General features: G+C 28.6%; 21 protein-coding genes, 1 tRNA gene and 1 other RNA gene. 9 read left to right on the forward strand and 14 right to left on the reverse strand.

The genetic code is table 11. The annotated features are described in order from the left end of the window. Positions 1 to 168: 168 nt before the first annotated feature. The 3 genes from HGB55_RS11020 to HGB55_RS11030 all read right to left on the reverse strand — a co-directional run bounded on the left by HGB55_RS11020 (position 169) and on the right by HGB55_RS11030 (position 2,849). Positions 169 to 600 (reverse strand): hypothetical protein, encoded by a 432-nt coding sequence (locus HGB55_RS11020; protein ID WP_168816956.1) that lies wholly within the window; start codon positions 598 to 600, stop codon positions 169 to 171. Between the two features lie 155 nt (positions 601 to 755). Continuing rightward, complete coding sequence (locus HGB55_RS11025) at positions 756 to 1,607, reverse strand: Two component regulator three Y domain protein (RefSeq protein WP_168816957.1); 852 nt, start codon at positions 1,605 to 1,607, stop codon at positions 756 to 758. Positions 1,608 to 1,997: 390 nt separating this feature from the next. Continuing rightward, a complete protein-coding gene (locus HGB55_RS11030) occupies positions 1,998 to 2,849 on the reverse strand; it encodes a Two component regulator three Y domain protein (protein ID WP_168816958.1) in 852 nt (283 codons plus the stop codon). A 241-nt stretch (positions 2,850 to 3,090) separates the two neighbouring features. Between HGB55_RS11030 and bshB1 the strand changes: the two genes are divergently transcribed. After that, positions 3,091 to 3,807 carry a bacillithiol biosynthesis deacetylase BshB1 gene (gene bshB1, locus HGB55_RS11035; protein ID WP_168816959.1) on the forward strand — a complete coding sequence of 239 codons (717 nt, stop codon included), beginning with the start codon at positions 3,091 to 3,093 and terminating at the stop codon, positions 3,805 to 3,807. 52 nt (positions 3,808 to 3,859) lie between these two features. Next, positions 3,860 to 3,935: transfer RNA gene (locus tag HGB55_RS11040), tRNA-His, on the forward strand. Positions 3,936 to 4,092: 157 nt separating this feature from the next. Here the strand turns inward: HGB55_RS11040 and HGB55_RS11045 are convergent. The 3 genes from HGB55_RS11045 to uvrA form a co-directional block, all read right to left on the reverse strand. After that, a complete protein-coding gene (locus tag HGB55_RS11045) occupies positions 4,093 to 4,794 on the reverse strand; it encodes a VIT family protein (RefSeq protein ID WP_168816960.1) in 702 nt (233 codons plus the stop codon). A gap of 156 nt (positions 4,795 to 4,950) precedes the next feature. Continuing rightward, positions 4,951 to 6,141, reverse strand: a complete 1,191-nt coding sequence (locus HGB55_RS11050) for an MFS transporter (RefSeq protein WP_168816961.1) — start codon at positions 6,139 to 6,141, stop codon at positions 4,951 to 4,953. A gap of 276 nt (positions 6,142 to 6,417) precedes the next feature. Continuing rightward, positions 6,418 to 9,201: an excinuclease ABC subunit UvrA gene (gene uvrA, locus HGB55_RS11055; RefSeq protein ID WP_168816962.1), complete on the reverse strand. Its 2,784-nt coding sequence runs from the start codon at positions 9,199 to 9,201 to the stop codon at positions 6,418 to 6,420. Between the two features lie 237 nt (positions 9,202 to 9,438). Here uvrA and HGB55_RS11060 point away from each other — a divergent pair, with 237 nt between their 5' ends. Beyond that, a complete protein-coding gene (locus HGB55_RS11060) occupies positions 9,439 to 10,026 on the forward strand; it encodes an RNA polymerase sigma factor (protein WP_168816963.1) in 588 nt (195 codons plus the stop codon). 227 nt (positions 10,027 to 10,253) lie between these two features. On the opposite strand, the gene nth is transcribed toward HGB55_RS11060, so the two are convergent. After that, positions 10,254 to 10,889, reverse strand: a complete 636-nt coding sequence (gene nth / locus HGB55_RS11065; protein ID WP_168816964.1) for an endonuclease III — start codon at positions 10,887 to 10,889, stop codon at positions 10,254 to 10,256. Positions 10,890 to 11,036: 147 nt separating this feature from the next. Between nth and bcp the strand changes: the two genes are divergently transcribed. Continuing rightward, the gene (gene bcp, locus HGB55_RS11070) at positions 11,037 to 11,489 is read left to right on the forward strand and encodes a thioredoxin-dependent thiol peroxidase (protein WP_168816965.1); all 453 of its coding nucleotides are present in this window, start codon (positions 11,037 to 11,039) and stop codon (positions 11,487 to 11,489) included. 52 nt (positions 11,490 to 11,541) lie between these two features. Here the strand turns inward: bcp and HGB55_RS11075 are convergent, their stop codons facing one another. Continuing rightward, on the reverse strand, positions 11,542 to 13,254 hold the full coding sequence (locus HGB55_RS11075) for a M23 family metallopeptidase (protein ID WP_371807816.1): 1,713 nt from the start codon (positions 13,252 to 13,254) through the stop codon (positions 11,542 to 11,544). Positions 13,255 to 13,423: 169 nt separating this feature from the next. Between HGB55_RS11075 and HGB55_RS11080 the strand changes: the two genes are divergently transcribed. The 4 genes from HGB55_RS11080 to rny all read left to right on the forward strand — a co-directional run bounded on the left by HGB55_RS11080 (position 13,424) and on the right by rny (position 15,799). Then, complete coding sequence (locus HGB55_RS11080) at positions 13,424 to 13,714, forward strand: hypothetical protein (RefSeq protein ID WP_168816966.1); 291 nt, start codon at positions 13,424 to 13,426, stop codon at positions 13,712 to 13,714. 10 nt (positions 13,715 to 13,724) lie between these two features. After that, positions 13,725 to 14,021: a cell division protein ZapA gene (locus tag HGB55_RS11085; protein ID WP_168816967.1), complete on the forward strand. Its 297-nt coding sequence runs from the start codon at positions 13,725 to 13,727 to the stop codon at positions 14,019 to 14,021. 55 nt (positions 14,022 to 14,076) lie between these two features. Beyond that, a non-coding RNA gene (gene ssrS, locus HGB55_RS11090) (6S RNA) lies at positions 14,077 to 14,184 on the forward strand. A gap of 46 nt (positions 14,185 to 14,230) precedes the next feature. Then, complete coding sequence (rny, locus tag HGB55_RS11095; RefSeq protein WP_168816968.1) at positions 14,231 to 15,799, forward strand: ribonuclease Y; 1,569 nt, start codon at positions 14,231 to 14,233, stop codon at positions 15,797 to 15,799. A 55-nt stretch (positions 15,800 to 15,854) separates the two neighbouring features. Here rny and xerD read toward each other — a convergent pair whose 3' ends face one another. Further along, a complete protein-coding gene (gene xerD, locus HGB55_RS11100) occupies positions 15,855 to 16,751 on the reverse strand; it encodes a site-specific tyrosine recombinase XerD (RefSeq protein ID WP_168816969.1) in 897 nt (298 codons plus the stop codon). A 40-nt stretch (positions 16,752 to 16,791) separates the two neighbouring features. On the opposite strand from xerD, the gene aroQ reads away from it, so the two are divergent. Further along, the gene (aroQ, locus tag HGB55_RS11105; protein WP_168816970.1) at positions 16,792 to 17,205 is read left to right on the forward strand and encodes a type II 3-dehydroquinate dehydratase; all 414 of its coding nucleotides are present in this window, start codon (positions 16,792 to 16,794) and stop codon (positions 17,203 to 17,205) included. Positions 17,206 to 17,359: 154 nt separating this feature from the next. Here aroQ and HGB55_RS11110 read toward each other — a convergent pair whose 3' ends face one another. Genes HGB55_RS11110 through HGB55_RS11130 form a run of 5 tightly spaced genes read right to left on the reverse strand, consistent with a single transcriptional unit; the run spans position 17,360 to position 22,958 of the window. Continuing rightward, positions 17,360 to 18,124, reverse strand: a complete 765-nt coding sequence (locus HGB55_RS11110; RefSeq protein ID WP_168816971.1) for a TIGR02757 family protein — start codon at positions 18,122 to 18,124, stop codon at positions 17,360 to 17,362. Continuing rightward, complete coding sequence (miaA, locus tag HGB55_RS11115) at positions 18,117 to 19,028, reverse strand: tRNA (adenosine(37)-N6)-dimethylallyltransferase MiaA (RefSeq protein WP_168816972.1); 912 nt, start codon at positions 19,026 to 19,028, stop codon at positions 18,117 to 18,119. Before miaA ends, HGB55_RS11110 begins: the two co-directional genes overlap by 8 nt. Continuing rightward, complete coding sequence (locus tag HGB55_RS11120) at positions 19,021 to 19,848, reverse strand: ion transporter (RefSeq protein ID WP_168817013.1); 828 nt, start codon at positions 19,846 to 19,848, stop codon at positions 19,021 to 19,023. The genes miaA and HGB55_RS11120 overlap by 8 nt, the downstream gene beginning before the upstream one ends. Positions 19,849 to 19,901: 53 nt before the next feature. Next, positions 19,902 to 21,863: a DUF3857 domain-containing protein gene (locus tag HGB55_RS11125; protein WP_168816973.1), complete on the reverse strand. Its 1,962-nt coding sequence runs from the start codon at positions 21,861 to 21,863 to the stop codon at positions 19,902 to 19,904. Between the two features lie 15 nt (positions 21,864 to 21,878). Next, positions 21,879 to 22,958 carry an exonuclease domain-containing protein gene (locus HGB55_RS11130; RefSeq protein WP_168816974.1) on the reverse strand — a complete coding sequence of 360 codons (1,080 nt, stop codon included), beginning with the start codon at positions 22,956 to 22,958 and terminating at the stop codon, positions 21,879 to 21,881. Between the last annotated feature and the right edge of the window lies 1 nt (position 22,959).

Below are 22,959 nucleotides of genomic sequence, written 5' to 3' on the forward strand. Positions count from 1 at the left end.
AAAGGAACAAATTCTAAACAAAAATCATCTATAGAACAAAAAATTTGAGTAATTTTAATAGCAGAAATCATAAGCGAAATATTTAGTTATAAAATTGAATTTCAATACTTTAATTTACTAATTATTTCGCTTTTTTCTTGTAAATAAATCAACTTTTTTATGTCGAACTCACGTTAAATAAGATTGCCATTTAGTATATTCATTTGGAAAATCTAAACGAATATCGGGCATAATAGAAGTTATTGCATTAAATAAGTTGCTTTTTTGAGCTTGTAGGTTCGCATAAAACTCGTCGCTATTAATTTTTATTAATGTTTCGCCTTTAGAATATGTTGTGCCTGATTTAAAATCTTTTGTGCCATTTATTAATACACCTTGTACTTCAGAATATAATTCAATTTTATTTTTAGCAATTAAATTTCCATTAGTAGTTATAACAATTGGGATAGGTTTATTTGTAACTGTTTCGGTATAAACAGTTTTAACAATTCTATTAGTTACTTGCTTCGTTTTTTTCTTATTATCTATTAAATATTTTGCCAAAAAAAATGAACCAGCTAAAAGTAATATTGATAATGCTATTCCTATTGTTTTTCTCATCTAACATGAATTTTAATTTTGCAAATATAATATTATGCTAAATATGACAAATAATTTTGGAAACGATTACAAGTTTGTTTTAAATTATTAAATATTTAACAAAAAAAAAACACTCAAAAGAGTGATTTTTTAATGAATATCTTTATATAAGAATTTTATTCCGGTTTATAAGTTGCTTGTGAAACTGTAGTATTTTTTAAATTAGTTACTCCTGCATTTTTATACTCAAAATTGGTTAACAAAGGTAAATTATTAATAGAACTATCAATATTTCCAACAAATTTATTATTATTTAAAAGTAAAACTTCTAAACTTGTTAATTTGCCTAGTTTGCTCGGAATTTCACCTTCAAATACATTATTTGCTAAAGCAAGTACTTTTAAATTTGATAAATCGCTTAGTTCATCAGGAATAAAACCAAACATTGAATTATCAAGCAAACTTAATACTTTTAAATTCTTTAAACTTTTTATTTCAGGAGATATGATGCCAATTAGCTTATTACTACTTAAATGTAAAACTTCTAATTTAGCCAGATTGTAAATAGAGTTTGGTAAATTACCTGTAATATTATTGTTATACAATACTAATTTTTTCAAGTTTTTTAAAGCACCAATATTGGAAGGAATATCTCCTCCAATCTGATTCATATAAAGCTGTAATGTTTCTAAAGAGGATATAGTTGTTAATTCAGCAGGTATTACACCGTCAATTTTATTAAATCCTAAATTTAGATGTTTTAAAGATTTTAAATTTCCAATTGATGAAGGTATTGAACCTTTTAAATTATTCATACTTAGGTTTATTCCTGTAACAGAATTATTTTCAATAGTTACACCATACCAAGAGGTAACATCTTTTTTTAAATTCCATGAAATATTCCAATTTTTACCATTGGTTGATTTGTAAAAATCTATTAAAGCAGTTTTTTCAACATCAGAAATCTGTGAAAATGAAAGTGAAGAAAATGCTATCAAAAACAAAATTAAAGCAACTGTTTTTTTCATCTTAATTATAGATTTTCAGGTTATAATTTTCTATGACACTTATCTAAATTAAAGAAAGATTTTCAAAAAAACAAAATATCGAACCATTTATAGTGTTTTCTTAACCATTTATTAATTTAAAACAGTTTTAATTTAAAATTTTAAAATCAAAAAAACACTATGTTTACGGGTGCTTAACGTAACTTTAGTTACAATATACCGGTTACTAATTATTTTTTAAGGTTTATGAAATAAATTTACAGAAAGTGCTGAATTTTAAAATAAATCATTAAATATAATGATATTTAATTAGTTTGGGTGATGATAAATTTTCTTTAGATTTTGTAAAAAATAAATAAAAAAATCACTCAAAAAGAGTGATTTTTAACGAAAACTTTAATTTAAATAAAATTATTCTGGTTCAAATGTGGTTTGTGTTATTGCAATATTAGTTAAACTTATTGTATTTGATTTTTTATAGTCAAAATTTGTTAAAAGTGGTAAGTTAATGATAGAATTATCTATTGATCCTACAAATTTATTATTAGTAAGTAATAAAGTTTCTAGGTTAGTTAATTTGCTCAACTCATTTGGAATTTCTCCTTCAAATACGTTGTTTGCTAAAGCAAGTTCTTTTAACTGAGTTAAATTGCTAATTTCACTTGGTATAAAACCAAACATTGAATTGTCAAATAAACTTAAAGTTTCAAGTTTATTCAAATTTTTAATATCTGGAGATATAGTACCAATTAATTCATTACTACTTAATTGCAATACTTCTAAATTGGTTAACTCATATAAAGAATTTGGCAAATTTCCTGTTAGCATATTATTGAATAATACTATTTTTTTTAGGTTAATTAATGCACCAATATTAGAAGGAATATCTCCTTCAAGTTGATTCATATATAACTGTAATGTTTCAAGCGATTCTATAATTGTTATTTCAGAAGGAATTTCACCATTTAATTTATTGAAACCTAAATTTAAATGTTTTAATGATTTAAGATTTCCAATAGAAGATGGTATTGTACCTCTTAAATTATTCATGCTTAGGTTCAGTTCTGTAACTGTATTGTTTTCAATAGTTACACCGTTCCAAGTACTAACATCAGTATTCAAATTCCATGAAGTATTCCAATTTTCTCCATCAGTAGATCTATATAAATCAACTAAAGCATTTTTTTCCAAATCTGAGATTTGAGAATAGCAAAGAGGGGAAATTGCTATTAAAAAAATGATTAATGAGGTTATTTTTTTCATAATGTTTTGGATTTAAGGGGTTCATGTTTTGCAAAATCCTATAGCTAAAGTAAATTATTATTTTCAATTTACCAAATAAATACTACCATTTATTGTGTTTATTTTACCATTTATTAATTTTTTGTCATTTTTTAAGGTTTGGTAAAATATTTATAACGGTATAGTTTACAAGTGTTCTAAGTAATATAGGTTACATTAAAAATGTTATATATTTGTTGCAACATTTTAACAATTATTTTATATGAAACTAGATATTTTAGCAATTGGAGCTCATCCTGATGATGTTGAATTGGGTTGTGGAGCAACAATTGCAAAAGAAATTTCGTTGGGGAAAAAAGTAGGTATTTTAGATTTAACAAGAGGTGAATTAGGTACTAGAGGCTCAGCCGAAATAAGAGATAATGAAGCCGCTAAAGCAGGTGAAATTTTAGGAATTTCTGTTAGAGAAAATGTAGCTTTTGCCGATGGTTTTTTTATAAATGATAAAGCACATCAAATTGAAATAATTAAAATTATTAGAAAATATAAACCCGAAATTATTTTGTGTAATGCTGTTGAGGACAGGCATATTGATCATTCTAAAGGAAGTAAATTGGTTTCTGATGCCTGTTTTTTGTCGGGTTTAATTAAAGTTGAGACCGAATTAAATGGCAGTAAGCAAGAAGCTTGGAGACCAAAACTGGTGTATCATTATATACAATGGAAGAATTTAGAACCCGATTTTGTAGTTGATATTTCTGATTTTATGGATATTAAATTAAAAGCCGTTAAAGCATATAGTTCTCAATTTTACGATCCTAAAAGCAAAGAGCCGGTTTCTCCAATTTCAAGTAAAAACTTTTTAGATAGTGTAACATATAGAGCACAGGATTTAGGCAGAATAATAGGAGTTGATTATGCAGAAGGCTTTAATGTTGAACGTTATGTTGCCGTGAAATCTTTAGAGAATTTAATTTAAAAAAATGTTTGCAGAAAATAAGAAATGTATTACATTTGCATCCGCATTAAATGGTGGTTGTAGCTCAGCTGGTTAGAGCGCCGGATTGTGGTTCCGGAGGTCGCCGGTTCGAACCCGGTCTTCCACCCAAAATAAAAGGTCTGAATTTTCAGACCTTTTTTTGTTTTTTAATATTTTATACAACCCTGTTTTATTGTTAACTTATTTGTTTTAATTGAGTTAGTATCTCTAAACATTTATTGAGAACTTCATTATATTATTTTTCAAATTGCATTAAAACTTTTATTAATTAACATTAATGTTAAATAAATACCCTATTAATGCTGTAAGGCCCATAGCAACCGTTCCCCAAAATGTGATTCTAGAAATTGCTTTCCAGATGGGTGCACCTCCTATTTTTGCAGATAACCCGCCTAAAATAACAAGAAATAGAATTGCAAAACCATATTGATAGAAAATCATTTGTTTTACAGGTAAAAAATAGGAAACGAGAAAAGGTAATAATCCTCCAAATGTGAAAGAAGCTCCGGAAACAAATGCAGCTTGGAGTGGTTTTGCCTGACTAATTTCATTTATCCCTAATTCATCTATCATATGAGCTTCTAATGCATTATGTTCAGTTAATTGTTTAGCTACTTCTAAAGCTGTTTCCTTTTTTACACCTCTTCTTTCATAAATTTTGGCAAGTTCTTTTAACTCTACTTCCGGCATTTGTTCTAATTCTTCTTTTTCTCTTTCAATGTCTGCATTCTCCACATCGGTTTGAGAGCTTACAGATACATATTCTCCGGCTGCCATTGATAATGCTCCGGCAACCAATCCTGCTAATGAGGCTAAAACAATTTGATCTCTAATATCACTTGCGGCAGCTACACCGATAGCAATACTTGCAGTTGATAAAATTCCGTCGTTTGCTCCCAATACAGCTGCTCTTAACCAATTACTTCGGTTTATAAAATGTTTTTCTAATTCTTCTATATCATCCATATTTTTCTGATTTAGTTTTCTAATTACTTGCAACAACTTACTTTATTTTTTTAATTAAAGTAGTATATTTTACCTTTCAATATTATTGTAAAAGTTAGAATTATACATATCTTACTTTTCTTTGAAACTGATTAGCTATATTATTGATTACTTTGGTTAGGTAATATTAATTTTATTATTTTTTTTATTCCAAATTGTAAATAGAACCATTAATAAAGTAGCAATCAATGCCATTATAGAACCAAAATAAAATGGAGCACTCGAATTTATCTTATCATATAATAATCCGGCAATTAAACTTGCAGGGAGGAGTGTAATACCAAGTATAGCGTGATAGAGTCCATAACCGGTTCCTTTTAAATCTTTACTTATTATATCTGAAATCATTGCTTTTTGACTACTGTCAGTTAATGCACTATAAAATCCATACAGCATAAATAAGAAAATAAAAATTTGGATATTATTAAACTTGCCAAAAAAGTAATACGTAATTGCATATACTAAAAACCCAAGAGTGATTAATTTTTCACGACCAATTTTATCGGATAGTTTACCAATAGGTATTGCAATTAATACAGATATTGTGTTAAAGATCATATACATAAAAGGAATGTATGATTTATCTATGCCGGTTTCAGTTGTTTTTACGAGTAATAAAGCATCAGCAGAATTACCAAGTGTAAACACAAAAATTATAATGAGAAAAAAATAGAATTTTTTTGGTAATTGTTTTAGGGAAATTTTATTAGTTTCTCCATTTTTTTCTGACTTTACTTCTTTTATAAAAATAACAATTGTTAAAACTCCAAAAATTGCCGGAATTGTAGCGAAAAGAAAAATATTTCTATAATTTAAAGGAAAAAAATATAAAAGTAAAAATGCAATCAAAGGTCCAATAATAGCACCACTGTTATCCATAGCTTTTTGGAATCCGAATGTTTTACCAGCCTCGTTTTTTTGTACTGAAGCACTTATAAGACTGTCGCGCGGAGCAGTTCTTAAACCTTTTCCAATACGTTCAAAAAAACGGAAAAATAAAATTTGAACAGGTATTTTTGCTAATGCATAAAAGGGTGTTATGATGGCAGTTATACCATAGCCAATAATCATGAATGGTTTGTTTTTTCCTATTTTATCGCTCCAATATCCTGAAATTACTTTTAATAAGGATGCAGTGCTCTCTGCAATTCCTTCAATTAAGGCTATAGTTGTTTTGGATGCTCCTATTGATAACAAAAATAAAGGCATAATACTATAGACCATTTTAGTTGATGTATCGGTAAAAAAACTTGTTAGCCCTGTAAAAAAAGCATTTTTCTCTAGTCCTAATATTTTCTCGTTTTTCATTTTATAATATGAATGTTATGAAACGGCTACTGTAAAAGTAGTTATTATTCACTAAGTTTTTATAGTATAAAAGAAGGTGTGTTTTTTGTTCGATTTTATTTTGATTTCGCTCAGTAACCAGACAGAAATAATAATTTAATCTTCGGTATTTTATAACTAGAGTATTTACAAACTTACAATATAGTTTGCATTAGGGATTGAAGCTTTGTTTGAGCTCTTTTTGTTTAACAAAAAAGCGAGTGCGTAAAGCCCGGCCCAAAGGGAATGCCAAAGAAATTAGTTTAATTTTTCAGCCAAAAAAGGTGCTGTATAAGAATCTTTACATTTTACTAACTCTTCCGGTGTTCCTTGAAAAATAAGTTCACCTCCTTGTTTTCCGCCTTCTTTTCCCAAATCGATGATGTAATCGGCGCATTTAATTAAATCGATATTGTGTTCAATTACAATAATTGAATGTCCGTTTTTGATAAGCGCATTAAAGGAGCTTAACAGTTTTTTGATATCGTGAAAATGTAAGCCGGTTGTTGGTTCGTCAAAAATGAATAACGATTTGCTTTGGCGGCTGCCTTTTACTAAAAATGAAGCTAATTTAATGCGTTGTGCCTCGCCGCCTGAAAGGGTAGAAGAGGATTGACCTAAAGTAACATACCCTAAACCAACATCTTGCAAAGGTTTTATTTTTTTTACAATTTTAGTTTCTTTGTGTTCGGTAAAAAAGGTTATGGCATCATCAATTGTGCAGTCAAGTATATCGTTGATCGATTTGTCATGAAATTTAACTTCTAAAATTTCTTTTTTAAATCGTTTTCCTTTACAAGCCTCACATTCTAAATGCACATCGGCCATAAATTGCATTTCTATAGTTACTTCACCATCACCTTTACAAACTTCGCATCGACCACCTTCTACATTGAAGGAGAAGTGTTTAGCCTGATAATTTCTGATTTTTGATAATTTTTCTGAAGCGAATAAAGTTCTTATATCATCATACGCTTTTATATACGTTACCGGATTTGATCTGCTTGAACGCCCGATAGGATTTTGATTGATAAACTCGATATGTTCTATGGATGAAATATCGCCGGTTAACTCGGTAAACTGACCAACTTTTTCGCTATATCCATTTAATTTTTTTTGAATTGCCGGATATAATATTTTACTTACCAATGTACTTTTACCACTGCCCGATACACCTGTAACAACAGTTAAACTGTTTAAAGGGAAGTTTACATTGATATTTTTCAGGTTATTTTCTCGAGCTCCAATAATTTGAACGAGTTTTTTAGGTTTTCTTCGTATTTTAGGAACTTCTATTTTTAATTGATGATTTAAATAGTGTGCTGTTAATGAGTTTGACTTTAAAATTTGATTGTAAGTTCCTTCAGCTACAACTTCACCACCGTAAGTACCGGCTTCCGGGCCAATATCAATAATAAAATCGGAAGCTTTCATAATGTCTTCATCATGTTCTACCACAATTACGGTATTGCCTAAATCTCTTAAATCTTTTAATACTTTTATTAAACGTTGTGTGTCTTTAGGATGAAGTCCAATACTTGGTTCATCTAAAATATACATAGAACCAACCAAACTACTGCCTAATGATGTTGCTAAATTAATTCGCTGACTTTCTCCGCCGGATAACGTATTTGAAGTTCGGTTAAGTGTAAGGTAATTTAAACCCACATCGTTTAAAAATTGTAATCTGTTTTTTATTTCAATTAAAATGCGTTTGGCAACGTTATTTTCGTATTCACTAAGTTCAAGAGTATTAAAAAACACGCTTAATTCATTCAAAGGAAGGTCAACCAGCTCGCTTATACTTTTATCTTTTATTTTTACGTTATTTGCTTCATAACGTAATCGTTTGCCATTGCAAGTAGTACACTTTGTTTTTCCGCGATAGCGAGAAAGCATAACTCTGTACTGAATTTTATAACTTTTTTCTTCTAAATGATTAAAAAAATGGTTTAGTCCACTAAAATATTGATTTCCTTTCCAAACTAATTCTTTTTGTTCGTTAGTAAGTTCAAACCAAGGTTTGTGAATAGGAAAATCGAATTTATATGCATTGTTAATTAAATTGTCTTTATACTTTTTGAAAGAATCTGATTTCCATGGTAAAATAGCATTTTCGTAAACTGATAATGAGGAGTTTGGAATTACCAATTCTTCATCAATTCCTATTACATTTCCGTAACCTTCACAATTTGGACAAGCACCGTACGGATTGTTAAAACTGAATAAATGTGTATTAGGTTCAATAAACTGTATTCCGTCTAATTCAAATTTATTATTGAATAATGTTTGTTTGTTGGTTTTTAACTCTTCAATTAAACACTCACCCTTGCCTTCAAAAAAAGCAATTTGTACGGCATCACCTAAACGGTTATAGAAATCTTCATCATTTTTAACAACAATTCTGTCTATAACAATATAGAAATCATGGTCAATTTCTGTATCAATATCTTCAATTCTAAGTACTTCATCTTTATATTTTATTCTTGAATAACCTTGTTGCGCCAAAATTTTTAAGGTTTGCAACACACTTCTTTTAGAAGGAATATGAACTGGAGAAAGCAAAAGTAACTTTGTATCAATTTCTAAACTTTTAATAAAATTTATAACATCTGTAACCGTATGTTTTTTAACTTCTTTACCCGAAACAGGAGAGTAAGTTTTACCAATTCTGGCAAATAGTAATTTTAAATAATCGTAAATTTCTGTTGAAGTGCCTACAGTTGATCGTGGGTTGGTTGAATTTACTTTTTGCTCAATAGCAATTGCCGGAGCAATACCTTTTATATAGTCAACTTTTGGTTTGTCTAATCTTCCTAAGAATTGACGAGCATAAGATGATAAACTTTCAACATATCTGCGTTGCCCTTCAGCAAATAGAGTATCAAAAGCAAGACTCGATTTTCCCGAACCTGACAAACCTGTTATTACCACTAATTTATTTCTTGGGATAGCAACATCAATATTTTTTAAATTATGAAGTTTAGCTCCTTTAATAAGGATATTTTCTTTGGGATTTAATGTTGCAATATTGTTGGTCATTTTTTATAAAAAAGGAATAATTGCAAAGATAGCTACAATAATTGAAAGTAAAAATAAAGGGAAATATCAATTATTTTAAAAAATGACTTTTTATTAATAGGTTATTTAAAATTTGTAATTGTTAATTTTTTTTTTAATATTTGATGCATAATTCAAAAATAAAACGCTTATACAACAACTTTACTTTTTATAAAAAATAAAAATACAAACAACTAATCCCTACATTGTATTCAAATTATGGAAAGTAAATCTATCTTATCTGATGGCGTTTTGGTCAGCAATTACATTAGTGGAAATGAAAAATCTTTAGAGATTTTAATTATTCGTCATAAACAACGAATATTCAGCTTTATTTTGTCTAAAGTACTAGATAAAGAAATAGCAGAAGACATTTTCCAAGATACGTTTATTAAAGTTATAAATACCTTAAAAAGAGGAGCTTATAATGAGGAAGGTAAATTTTTACCTTGGGTTATGAGAATTGCTCATAACTTGATTATAGATCATTTCAGAAGAAATAAAAGAATACCAATATTTAATAATACTGAAGAGTTTGATATTTTTACTGTAATAAGTGATGAAGTTTTAAATGTTGAAAAACAGCTTATTAAGTCTCAAATATTAGATGACGTTAGAGGTTTGATTTTAGAATTGCCTGAAGATCAAAAAGAAGTGTTAATTATGCGTATGTATAAAGATATGAGTTTTAAAGAAATTGCAGAAAATACAGGTGTAAGTATTAATACTGCATTAGGTAGAATGCGATATGCTTTAATTAATTTGAGAAAACTAATTGAAAAACATAATATTATTTTAGTAAGTTAAATAATAAAAGTAAAATTTCATCGTTCAAAATATATAAAAATGATATATATGATGAAACTTTACTCACAAAAGTCTCTTATGAAAGAGCAACCTAGACCTGAAATAATTCAATATTTGCTAGACTACTCAAGGCAGTTAAGAGTAGTAAAAACCAACAAAAACAACCATATTGAATTACATTTGAATTAATGTTCTTAAACCCATTTTATAACCTAAAATGGGTTTTTTTATTTCAATAACGATTTTCTTCCTATTGTTTTAGTAATTATATCTTTTTCAATATTCCAACTTCTTGCAGGCGAATATTCTCTTCCGTAATAAATAATTTGCAAATGGAGCTTGTTCCATAATTCCTTAGGAAATAGTCTTTTAGCGTCTTTTTCGGTTTGCGTAACATTTTTACCATTACTTAATCCCCATCTATACATTAACCTGTGTATGTGCGTATCTACAGGAAAAGCAGGAATTCCAAATGCCTGGCTCATAACAACACTTGCAGTTTTATGTCCAACAGCAGGTAAAGCTTCCAAGTCTTTATAGTTTTGAGGTACTTTACCATTGTGTTTTTCAATTAAAATTTTAGAAAGGCCATAAATTCCTTTTGATTTCATGGGTGATAAACCTACTGGTTTGATAATTTCACGTATCTCATCTACCGAAAGTTTAATCATATCGTACGGATTATCGGCTTTTGCAAATAATAGGGGTGTTATTTTGTTTACACCAACGTCGGTACTTTGAGCTGATAATAAAACGGCTATTAGTAGGGTATAAGGATCTTTATGGTTTAATGGAATTGGCGTCTCAGGATATAATTTTTCAAGGGTATCAATTACAAATTGTACTTTTTGTTGTTTTGTCATTCTTTAATAAAATTTGAAGGCGAAAGTTAAAAGTCAAAAGTTGACTGCACAAGTATTAACGTAAAAATATTTTATTTTTAATTAAAAATGGAATTAGTTTATAACTTTTAAACTTGTTAACTTTGAACTTTATAACAAAAATAAATTATGACAACATTAAAAATAGGAGATATAGCACCAAATTTTGAATCGCTTGACCAACAAGGAAACAGTATAAAATTATCGGATTATAGAGGTAAAAAGTTAGTATTGTTTTTTTACCCAAAAGCTAGTACACCGGGTTGTACTATGGAAGCTTGTAATTTACGTGATAATTATCAATCTTTTTTGGCTAAAGGATTTGATGTATTGGGCGTAAGTGCCGATTCTGCTAAAAGACAACAGAATTTTATAGAAAAAAATGAATTGCCTTTTCCTCTTTTAGCAGATGAAGATAAAAAGGTTATTAATGCTTTTGGCGTTTGGGGACCTAAAAAATTTATGGGACGAGAATATGACGGAATTCACCGAACTACTTTTATTATTGATGAAAACGGAATTATTGAAGATATAATTACAAAAGTTAAAACGAAAGAACATACCAATCAAATTTTGGGTTAATTTGTAATACCTAAATATAAGTAATATGAATGTTGTGTTTTTTTAAGTGAAACTATTTTTTTCTATAAAAGGTAGCGTTTAAAGTACTTGTATTTCCAACATTATCGGTTACAATAACTTTTAAATTGTGTTTTGCTTCACTAAAACTTTTATCGCTTAAATTATAGTTTAGAGTATTGGTTTTTATATTGTACTCCATTAAAATCCACTCGCCATCAATTTCACCTCTAAACGATTTAATACCCGATTCATTATCGAAAATTTTAACTCTTAAAGTAGAAAAATTAGTTACCCATTGTTCGTTTTTAAAATTATGTAAATTAATTGTAGGTTCTTTATTATCAAATAATAATGTATAATTACCTAAATTTTTTGTAGAAGTATAAAATGTGTTATCTTTTTTAACTGTTGTTTGATAACTTGTCTTTCCTTTTTTGTTAATTGATGCAATGTATAAATGCTTTTGTTCTTTTTCAGTATACTTTGAAACATCAAAAGCAATAGTAAATTTTTTATGTAATGGCAGTGTAGGTGTGTGAATATGCGCTATAGAATCTGCTACCTTAAAATCGAGATAAAAGTCGTTGTAAAAAGTAAACGCTGGAAAAGTAACAGTTACACCGTTTTCAGCATATTTTTGAAATACATTGTACTTAATAGGATAAGGAGTTTTAAGAATTTTGTCCTTCACTAAAATACTGTCTTTTTTACCAATAACAGGAATAATTATTTTTTGTTGATTGCCTTTATAATCTTTAGCAATAATTTCGACATTATAATTTAAACTATCTTTAATTGTTAAATAACCATTATCGATAGAATTATTATACATGCTAAGTTTATTTAAAGGTTCAATAAAGCATTTTTGAATACGTTGATTTAAATTACCGTATCTTTCATAATCAATTAATAGATTAATATACCTAGTTTCGTAAAAAGAAAAAGTAGTAGCTTTAAACTCATGCACTTTTTCAGCATTCACAAACATTTCTAAACTGTAAAGCCCATTTTTATTGTAAGCTCCGTCTAATTGATCATAGGCATTTATTCCAAACCCAATTTTACCATAGGCAACTGTTTTATTAGCTAGTAAATCGCCATTTGCTAATTTTTTAAGAGGTATTTGAGTAGGTTTTCCTATTTGATTTATGTGTGAACTATCACCAAATGAATACCCAATTAAAGTATTTATTGTTGGTGGTTTAGAATCGTTCACATCAATACCAAAAAATAGTGGATTTATAGGTTTTTCAGTTTTAGAATCTCTAATTTCAAAATGTAAATGGGGTCCAACAAAACCACCTGTACTTCCTGTATATGCAATAACCTCGTTTTTTGAAACAGGTAACTCATTTGCTGAAGGAAAAACTTCAATTTCATAATTTTCTTTACTGTATTGTGTATTTTTCACATATTCTTCTATACGTTTATTAAATTTTTTTAAATGTGCATAAACGGTTGTGTATCCGTTAGGATGTGTTATGTAGATTGCTTTGCCATAACCCCATAACGATACTTTTATTCGAGAAACATAACCTTCGGCAGCAGTATAAACATAAAAACCTTCTCTTTGTTGCGTTTTAATATCTAATCCGGCATGAAAGTGATTAGATCTTAATTCGCCAAATGTACCTGATAAAAGTATTGGTATATCTAAAGGCTTTCTAAAATAGTTTGTAGGGTATAAATTGTTAGAAGATGTTTCTCCTTGGCTATAAACTGCAAAATAGCAGCACATTAAAATAAATAAGACTAATTTTTTCACGAAATTTTGTTTTGGCTAAAATACTAAATATAATTTTTTTATAATGTAAATAGAGTTAGTCATTTAACATCAATATTTAATCGTTTATCATAAAATAAAAAAAAACAGTTGTAATATTGGCTTACTAACACTAACTTTGCGTTTGATAGTTTTGTTATCTTTAGATATTATGAGTAGTATAACACAAGTTGTTAATTTAGTTGAAGATAAACTTAAAACACTTTTAGAAAATTACAAATTTTTAAAAGAAGAAAATGAGTTTTTATACGGCAAATTGGCAGTTTTAGAAAATCAAATTACTAAAGAAAAGCAAAATTTTAATGAGATAGAAAATAAATATCAGTTATTAAAAATTGCTAAAACTATCGAGGGCAGTAAAGAAGATACAAGAGAAACAAAACTCAAAATAAATGCTTTAATTCGTGAAATTGACGCATGTATAACCCAATTAAGCGAATAGGATCTTTAAAATGGCAGATTCTCTAAAAATAAAGGTAACCATTGCAGGTAGAGTGTATCCACTTAGTATTAAGAATGCAAATGAAGAAGAAGGGATGCGAAAAGCTGCAAAGCAAATAAATGATTTGGTTACTAAATTTGAAAAGAACTATGCAGTTAGTGATAAGCAAGATGTATTAGCAATGTGTGCTTTACAATTTGCATCATTAATAGAAATAAATGCTATTAATAAAGAAAATGACATGAAGGAAGCGGCTGAAAAATTAAATAAATTAAATGTTTTATTAGATGAACATTTAAAAAAATAAGTTCTTTAAATAATATTAATTAATAATACTGCCTACATTAGTTATTGTTTGTTAAACTCAACACTATATCTTTATAAAGGATGAGTCTTAATTGGTAAAGCAAGCCGTCTTAGAACGGATCCTTGAACAATTAGTTAGTCCTAAACTTGTTTATAAGGAGTTTACAAAAACCTCGCTAATGTAGGTTTTTTTATATATAAATTTGAATTATGATAGAAAATATAATACTGATTATTATTGGTATAGGATTTGGATTAGCTATAGGCTATATTGTTGCAAAATTGATAGAAAAAAATAAAGCAACTATACTTTTAAGAAACACAAAAAAAGAGGCTCTAACAATTATTAAAGAAGCCAAAGTTGAAGCAGAAGCTATAAAAAAAGATAAAATTTTACAAGCTAAAGAAAAGTTTATTGAATTAAAATCTGAACACGAAAAAGTTATAATAGCTCGTGATAAAAAAATAGCAGATGCCGAAAAGCGTGTTCGTGATAAAGAATCTCAAGTTTCTCAAGAGCTTGATAAAAACAAAAAATTAAATCAAGAACTTACATTTAAGATTAGCGATTACGATAAAAAAATTGATTTCTTAGAACGTAAAAACGAAGAGATTATAAAACTTCATCGCAAACAAGTTGAACATCTTGAAGCAATTTCAGGACTTTCTCCAGACGATGCAAAAAAAGAATTGGTTGCATCGTTAAAAGAAGAAGCAAAAACTGATGCTATGAGCTTTATTCAAGAAACTATTGAAGAAGCTAAATTAACTGCGCAGCAAGAGGCTCGTAAAGTAATTTTAAACACGATACAACGTGTTGGTGTTGAGCAAACTGTAGAGAACTGTGTTTCTGTATTTAATATTGAATCTGATGATGTTAAAGGTAGAATTATAGGTAGAGAAGGGCGTAATATTCGTGCTTTAGAATCTGAAACAGGTGTTGAAATTATTGTTGATGATACACCTGAAGCCATTATTTTGTCTTGTTTTGATCCGGTTCGTAGAGAAATTGCCCGATTATCATTACATAAATTGGTAACTGATGGTAGAATTCATCCTGCACGTATTGAAGAAGTTGTAAAAAAGACTGAGAAACAAATTCAACAAGAAATTATTGAAATTGGTAAAAGAACAGTGATAGATTTAGGTATTCACGGTTTGCATCCTGAACTTATAAAAACTATTGGAAGAATGAAATATCGTTCTTCTTATGGACAAAACTTATTGCAACACTCTCGTGAAGTAGCTAACCTTTGTGGTTTAATGGCTGCTGAACTTGGATTAAATGCAAAACTAGCTAAAAGAGCAGGATTGTTGCATGATATAGGTAAGGTTCCTGAAACTGAAAGTGAATTACCTCATGCTTTATTAGGTATGGAATGGGCCCAAAAATTTAATGAAAATGAAGAGGTTTGCAACGCTATTGGTGCCCACCATGATGAAATAGAAATGAAATCGCTTATTGCGCCAATTGTTCAGGTTTGTGATGCTATTTCTGGAGCAAGACCGGGAGCTCGTCGTCAAGTTTTAGATTCGTATATACAACGTTTAAAAGATTTGGAAGATATTGCGTTTGGTTTTACGGGAGTTCAAAAAGCGTATGCTATTCAAGCCGGAAGAGAACTGCGTGTAATTGTTGAAAGTGAAAAAGTAAACGATGCTAAAGCTTCTGAACTTTCATTCAACATCTCACAAAAAATTCAAAATGATATGACATATCCTGGTCAAGTTCGTGTAACTGTGATTAGAGAAACCAGAGCTGTAAATATTGCTAAGTAAGTAAAAATTTAAAATTAGTAGATATTATAAAAAAATCCTGTTTTTACGGGATTTTTTATTTTCTGGGATGAAAAGTATTCACAACTTCTTTTAAAAAGCTTTTATCTAAGTGCATGTAAATTTCGGTAGTAGTTATGCTTTCATGTCCTAACATTTGCTGTATAGCTCTTAAATCGGCTCCACGCTCTAATAAATGAGTAGCAAATGAATGTCTAAAAGTATGCGGACTTATTTTCTTTTTGATTCCGGCTTTAATAGCCAAATTTTTTATGATAGTAAAAATCATAAATCTTGTTAAATTTTTTCCACGTCTATTTAAAAAAACGGTATCCTCAAAGCCCTTTTGTACGTCTATATGAACGCGAATGTTATTAACATATGTTGTAATAAATTGTTGTGTTTGGTAATTTATAGGTACAAACCTTTGTTTATTTCCTTTTCCAATCACACGAATAAACCCTTCATCAAAAAACAGGTCAGATAACTGTAAATCAATTAATTCCGAAACTCTTAGTCCGCAACTGTATAATGTTTCTAGAATAGTTCTGTTACGTTCGCCTTGTGGTTCGCTTAAATCAATAGTACTTATCAAAACGTCAATTTCATCAACAGAAAGCGTGTCAGGTAATTTTCTTCCAATTTTAGGAGATTCTATTAAATCTGTCGGATTGTCTTTTCTGTATTCTTCAAAAATCAAATAATCAAAAAAGTTTCGTAACCCTGAGATTAAACGAGCTTGTGAACGTGCATTAATTTGTTTTGAAGCTGTATAAATAAACTGCTGTATTTCTTCCTGTTTAATTTTAATTGGAGAAACACTTATTTCATTTTCCTCTAAATAAGAAATTAGTTTTTTTACATCACGAGAATAACTGTTAATTGAGTTAACAGCCAATCCTTTTTCTATTTTTAAATAAAACTGATAATCTTGTAAAGCACTGTTCCATTTCATAAAGTAAAAATAAATATATTTACACTTAAATAATATAGAAATGAAAATAATTATAATAAACGGCCCAAACCTTAATTTACTGGGTAAAAGAGAACCTACTATTTATGGAGATTTATCTTTTGATAATTTTTTTAAAGAATTAAAGAAGAAATATGCTGATGTAGAATTGAGTTATTTTCAAAGTAATATTGAAGGCGAAATTATTGATAAAATACACGAAGTAGGCTTTAATTTTGATGGAATTATTTTAAATGCAGGCGCTTACACACACACATCAATAGCCATTGGCGATGCAATTAAAGGCATAGAAACTCCTGTGGTTGAAGTACATATTTCCAACGTACATTCTCGCGAAGATTTTCGCCATATTTCCTATATAGCTCCAAATGCAAAAGGTGTAATTGCCGGTTTCGGTTTACAAAGTTACGAGTTGGCTTTAGAAAGTTTTCTTTAGGGCGTTACCCTTTCGGGTCGGGCTTTACGCACTCGCTTTTTTGTTTTTACTAACAAAAAGAGCTCAAACAAAGCTTCAATCCCTAACGCAAAATTTAGATATTAAGTCAAGTATTTATTTTTAGGTAGTTTTTAAACATTGGTTGAATCAAAACCTAAAATTTTTCAAAAACACCCAAACCAAACAAAGCAAAATCGTATTTAACAGGGTCATTTTTATCCATTTTACGTAAATTTTTATCCAATTCCGTCAAAGCCTTCGCATCATTTTGCTTTCGGGTAAGTAAGCCTAATTTACGAGCAACATTACCTGAATGTACATCCAACGGACACGAAAGTTGGGCAGGAGAGAGGTTATTCCAAATACCAAAGTCAACTCCGGTAGTATCATTTCTAACCATCCAACGTAAAAACATGTTAATACGCTTAGCAGCCGAACCTTTTAATGGATCAGATACGTGTTTTTTAGTACGTTCCAAATGAGGAATTTCAAAAAATAATTGTTTAAAGGCTGTTATTGCAGGTTGTGTAGAATTTGAAATGGCATTTTTTGAAAATACACTTTCTAACCCATTATAATTTTTATAAATATGTTGTAAAGCTGTTATAAAATATTTAAAATCAGCAGTATTAAAAGTTCGGTGTACAAAATGTTCAATGTTGTCTAAATGATAAGATTTGTGGTTTAGAACAAAATCGTAAGGAGAATTCCCTAACAAATCCATCATTTTTTTTGCATTATTGATAATCATTTTTCGGTTTCCCCAAGCAATAGTTGAAGTTAGAAATGCTGCAATTTCAATATCTTCTTTTAAACTGAATTGATGCGGAATTTGAATAGGATCACTTTCAATAAACTTTGGGTTGTTGTATTGAATTACTTTTTCATCTAAAAATTCTTTGAGTTCTGTTTTATTCAAAATGGATCAGGCTTTCAATTTTCTTAATAATTTTTGAAGTATCATCTTCAAAATCAAACCAATGTATTTCAGTATCTTTTTTATTCCAGGTCACCTGTCTTTTGGCAAAACGGCGTGTATTTTTTTTAATTTCGTTAATAGCAAAATCCAAACTGTATTTGCCTTCAAAATAATTGAAAAGTTCGCGATAACCAACAGTTTGTAAGGCGTTTAGCTGTTTGTGTTCATGTAATTTTTTTGCTTCTTCAATTAAGCCATCTTCAATCATTATATCAACTCGTTTATTTATGCGGTTGTACATAATTTCTCTATTGGCGTCCAATCCAATTTTAATGGGTTTAAAATTACGTTGAGATTTGTTTTTATTTTTAAAAGAAGAATAAGGCAAACCGCTTCCTATACAAATTTCTAAGGCTCTAATTAACCGGTGCGGATTTTCAATTTCAATGGTATTGTACGATTCTATATCTAATTGTTGTAATTGTTTTTGAAGTGCTTCAATACCTTCGTTTTCCAATTTTTCAGTTAAGTTTTTTCTTGTCTCCGGTAAAACATCAGGAAAATAATCTAATCCTTCTAATACAGCATTGGCGTATAATCCGCTTCCGCCAACCATTATAACTACATTATTTTTTAGAAATAATTCGTCTAATTTATTTAAAGCATCTTTTTCAAATTGTCCAACACTATACTCATCAAAAATTGAAAGGTTTTGTATAAAATGATGCGGTGCTGCAGCTAGTTCTTCTGAAGTTGGAACAGCAGTGCCAATTTTCATTTCTTTATAAAACTGACGTGAGTCGCATGAAATTATTTCAGTATTAAAATGTTGAGCTAATTTTATACTTAATGCAGTTTTACCAATTGCAGTGGCACCAATAACGGTTATTAAATAATTATTCATGGTTTAATTTTTCTCCACATTGATGGCAAAAATCGGCATTATCTAAATGTTTTGAACACGAACAGTTTGGGCAAGACTGTGTATTTGTAGGTATTTTAGCATCTTGTCGTGTCATTTCAGAAGTTACAATTCCTGTTGGCACAGCAATAATTCCGTACCCTAAAATCATTACAATACTTGCAATAAATTGACCTAATGGTGTGTGAGGCGACATATCACCATACCCAACGGTTGTTAAAGTTACTATTGCCCAATACATGCTGTGAGGAATACTTGTAAAACCATTTTTTGGACCTTCTACAAGATACATTACAGTCCCTAAAATTATAGTTAATACAATAACGCTGAATAAAAAAACAGAAATTTTTATTCTACTGGCTTTTAAAGCAGAAAGTAGCTTAGTTGAGGCTCCTAAATAGCGTGCCAATTTTAAAATTCTAAAAACCCTTAATAATCTTAGTGCTCGTAAAGCTATTAATGCATGTGTCCCAACAAAAAATACTGATAAATATTTTGGAATAGTTGCTAAAAAGTCAATAATTCCATAAAAACTGAATATATACGATGTTGGTTTATTTATTGAAATTATACGGGCTATATATTCAACAGTAAACAATATTGTAATTATCCATTCAGCAATATTTAAAAAGTTATGAAATTTACTGTCAATGCTTTCAACACTTTCAAGCATTACAAATATAATACTTAATAATATGGTGAATATCAGTATTATATCAAACCATTTTCCTTCAGGAGTATCTGCTTCATAAATAATCTCATGTAACCTTTCTTTCCAGTTTTTTTTGTTTTCTTTCAAAATTTGATAACTAAATAATATTACTAAAATAAATGTTTTATTTTAATTAGAAACACTTACTTTTTTTTAAGTAGAATTGGCGTTTTTTGTTTGATAATTACTTGATTAAATAATTCTTTTAAAGTTTGATATTGAAAATCGTAAAAAAGAGGTTTGTTTATATTTAAACTGCTTATTAACTGAATTTTAGAATTATTTTCTTGTTTTGTCAAAAGATTAAAATTTCCATCTTCTTCTTTTTCTAATTTTACTTTTATAGATTCTGGGATTGATTCAATTGAATAGTTATCAGGAATTTCTATATGAAAAAGAACAAATGATTTTCTAGGATATCCAAAATCAACGGGGTACGATCTTTCTTCTTGTTTAAAAGGGTTGATTTTATATCTTTCATCAAAAAAGGGATTTAAATAAATGGTGTTGTTATTATTTATATCTTCCATTGAGATTTCAAACACTTCTATTAAAGGTTTTTCAATATCCAATTTATTTTCTAGGGAATAATCTATTACTTCCAAATTATTGAAATTGCTTTCAAAATCTGAGATTATTTCATCATTCTTTTTATTCAAAATAGATTTTCTTCTGTTAATAGCATCATAACCTTTATAAAGTTTACGTAATTTACCCGATATGCTACCATTTTCGTCAAGTTTTAAATCTACAGTTAATTTTGATTGTGAGCTGTTATTTGGTGTAATATCTAACCAATAACTATCATTTTTAAAATCAAAAACTCTACCGTAGCTATTAAGGCATTTAAAAGGCACTATACTAAACGGAGTTTCTTTGTCGGTTGCATCAAGTAAATAAAAAGTATTATCAATATTAACTTTAGCTATTATATAATTGAAATCTGATATTACAGGATGAATTTTTGTAGGAAATCCATTATCTCTAGTAGAAATTAGCATTAGTTCTGTATTTAATCCAGAAGCATTTAATGCATTAATTAAGGCAATATTTATTTCTCCAACGTTACCTGATTTATTTTTATAAGCGTCAACTACATCTATATTTTTAAATATATTATACTTACCATTCCATGCAAAATTATTTTGAATGAAATAATAAACAGCTTTTGCTTTATCCAAATCTGATGTAATTGATTTAATATCATTTGGCAACTGTTTTTTAAAAAAGTTAGTTTTTTTAAATTGACCTCCAACATTTTTATTTTCTTTAAATTCTTTGTCAACTGCTTCCCAAGTAGTAGTATATTTTTCAATAGAACCATCAAATTGTTTCATCTCCGAAAGTTCAAATTTCATTTTTGAAATAAAATTATCCTTACTTGTCATGTATTCTTCATCATTTTTAAAAGCAGGGATGTTTTTCATTCCATAACTTACATTTTCACAATCGGCATAACCTATACCAGGTACTTCAAAACATTTCTTTGTAATTGATGAAGAATTTTTTGTTAGTTTTAAATAGCCATTTAAAGATCTGTTATAAAAGTAGTTACCAGGAATTAGGGCCTTATAATTACTTACTAGTTTTGGTATTTCAGATTGAAATTCCCATCCTGTTAAATTAAATTTAAAAGGAGTTTCTAAAGTGTATTCAACTTCTATAATACTGCCCTCATTTATATTAGGCATTGTAAATTTTGTTTCACGCCAGTTTTCAGTAACCCTTTCCTCAAAAATATCCGATTTTTTTAAAAATGTTTTATTCAAATTATTATGAGTTACTGCTTTAATACCAATTATATTTTCTTTATTCTCTTTATTATTATAAAGTGGTATTCTAAATGTTGCATATTCAAAACCTTCTGAGTTAAAAATTTTAATTTTTTTATAAAATTTTGTATATATATAAATTCTTCTGTTTTTTAATTCGAAAAATGAATTTCCAGATTCAAATAAAACTAATGCATTTGCAGTAGTGTCTAACTCATATCTTTTTAAATTAAGTTCTTCTTGTGAAATTTCACCAAAAGTATAATTGGTTTTATTTTGGGAATAACTATTTAAAACCAATAATAAAATGAGTAGGGTTGCAATTTTTTTCATTAAGCAATTATTTTTTTAAAAACGAATTAATTTTTCTATATTATTTTTTTGTAAGTAATTTTTAATAATATATCTGTTATGTATTGAGTTTTCCATAGGAGAGATCAGATTTCGCAATACATCAATATTAGTTATTTGATAGCTTAAATCGGTAAAACAAAAACCCTTAAACTCATTATTTTCAATTAGAACAACCGATTTTTCACTACTGTGCCTCCCTTTATCAATTATCAATAAATTTTCGTTATTGAGTTTTGAAACCGAGATTTTAGGCTTCTTTATATAATTGTAAATTGGTTTGTTTATTTTAACTTCTTCAACATATTTTAAATTTGCAATCAGTTCATTACCGGTTTCTTCATAACTAACTGAAACAACTTTATCTTGTATTATTTTAGCATTTTTTGATGTACGTAAAAACAATTGATTTACAGCTTTTTTTATGTTTTTACCTTTTCCTATATATAGGATATTACTTGTACAATTATGCACATAAAACAAACCTGTTTTTGAAGGTAGTTCATCTAAAATAGAGAGTAGTTTAGGAGCTAAATTTCGTGGGTTTTCAGTTTTAACAGCATTTTTAACTATTGTTTTTGTAGTATCTTTATTTAACAATAATTTAAATAGTTGAACTGTTGCAATAGCATCGCCTTCAGCTCTGTGACGACTCGAAACAGGAATTCCTAAAGACCTGCATAATCTACCTAATTTATAAGAAGGTAAATCAGGAATTAGTTTTTTACTTAATTCAACGGTACAGAGTGTTTTTCGTTCAAAATCATAACCTAATCGTCTAAATTCAGTGGCTAAAATTCTACTGTCAAAATTGGCATTATGTGCAACTATAACACAATCTGTTGTAATTTCAATAATACGTTTAGCAACTTCAAAAAACTTTGGGGCATTTTTTAACATTCCGTTGTTTATTCCGGTTAAGTTTACTACAAACGGTTGTATTTCTCGTTCCGGATTTATTAAGCTAACAAATTGATCAACAATATCGTGTCCATCAAATTTATAGATTGCTATTTCGGTAATACCTTCTTCATTGTATTTACCTCCTGTGGTTTCTATGTCTAATATTGCGTACAAA

The sequence above is a fragment of the Lutibacter sp. B1 genome (genome assembly GCF_012524075.1).
In the GTDB taxonomy this organism is placed as follows: Bacteria; Bacteroidota; Bacteroidia; order Flavobacteriales; family Flavobacteriaceae; genus Lutibacter.

Coding starts and splice junctions, on each gene's coding strand:
- nth (WP_168816964.1), bottom strand. CDS start 10,889: ATGACAAAACAACAAAAAGTACAATTTGTAATTGATACCCTTGAAAAA.
- HGB55_RS11045 (WP_168816960.1), bottom strand. CDS start 4,794: ATGGATGATATAGAAGAATTAGAAAAACATTTTATAAACCGAAGTAAT.
- HGB55_RS11025 (WP_168816957.1), bottom strand. CDS start 1,607: ATGAAAAAAACAGTTGCTTTAATTTTGTTTTTGATAGCATTTTCTTCA.
- HGB55_RS11030 (WP_168816958.1), bottom strand. CDS start 2,849: ATGAAAAAAATAACCTCATTAATCATTTTTTTAATAGCAATTTCCCCT.
- uvrA (WP_168816962.1), bottom strand. CDS start 9,201: ATGACCAACAATATTGCAACATTAAATCCCAAAGAAAATATCCTTATT.
- HGB55_RS11060 (WP_168816963.1), top strand. CDS start 9,439: ATGGAAAGTAAATCTATCTTATCTGATGGCGTTTTGGTCAGCAATTAC.
- aroQ (WP_168816970.1), top strand. CDS start 16,792: ATGAAAATAATTATAATAAACGGCCCAAACCTTAATTTACTGGGTAAA.
- bshB1 (WP_168816959.1), top strand. CDS start 3,091: ATGAAACTAGATATTTTAGCAATTGGAGCTCATCCTGATGATGTTGAA.
- rny (WP_168816968.1), top strand. CDS start 14,231: ATGATAGAAAATATAATACTGATTATTATTGGTATAGGATTTGGATTA.
- bcp (WP_168816965.1), top strand. CDS start 11,037: ATGACAACATTAAAAATAGGAGATATAGCACCAAATTTTGAATCGCTT.
- HGB55_RS11085 (WP_168816967.1), top strand. CDS start 13,725: ATGGCAGATTCTCTAAAAATAAAGGTAACCATTGCAGGTAGAGTGTAT.
- HGB55_RS11080 (WP_168816966.1), top strand. CDS start 13,424: ATGAGTAGTATAACACAAGTTGTTAATTTAGTTGAAGATAAACTTAAA.
- HGB55_RS11125 (WP_168816973.1), bottom strand. CDS start 21,863: ATGAAAAAAATTGCAACCCTACTCATTTTATTATTGGTTTTAAATAGT.
- xerD (WP_168816969.1), bottom strand. CDS start 16,751: ATGAAATGGAACAGTGCTTTACAAGATTATCAGTTTTATTTAAAAATA.
- HGB55_RS11050 (WP_168816961.1), bottom strand. CDS start 6,141: ATGAAAAACGAGAAAATATTAGGACTAGAGAAAAATGCTTTTTTTACA.
- HGB55_RS11020 (WP_168816956.1), bottom strand. CDS start 600: ATGAGAAAAACAATAGGAATAGCATTATCAATATTACTTTTAGCTGGT.
- miaA (WP_168816972.1), bottom strand. CDS start 19,028: ATGAATAATTATTTAATAACCGTTATTGGTGCCACTGCAATTGGTAAA.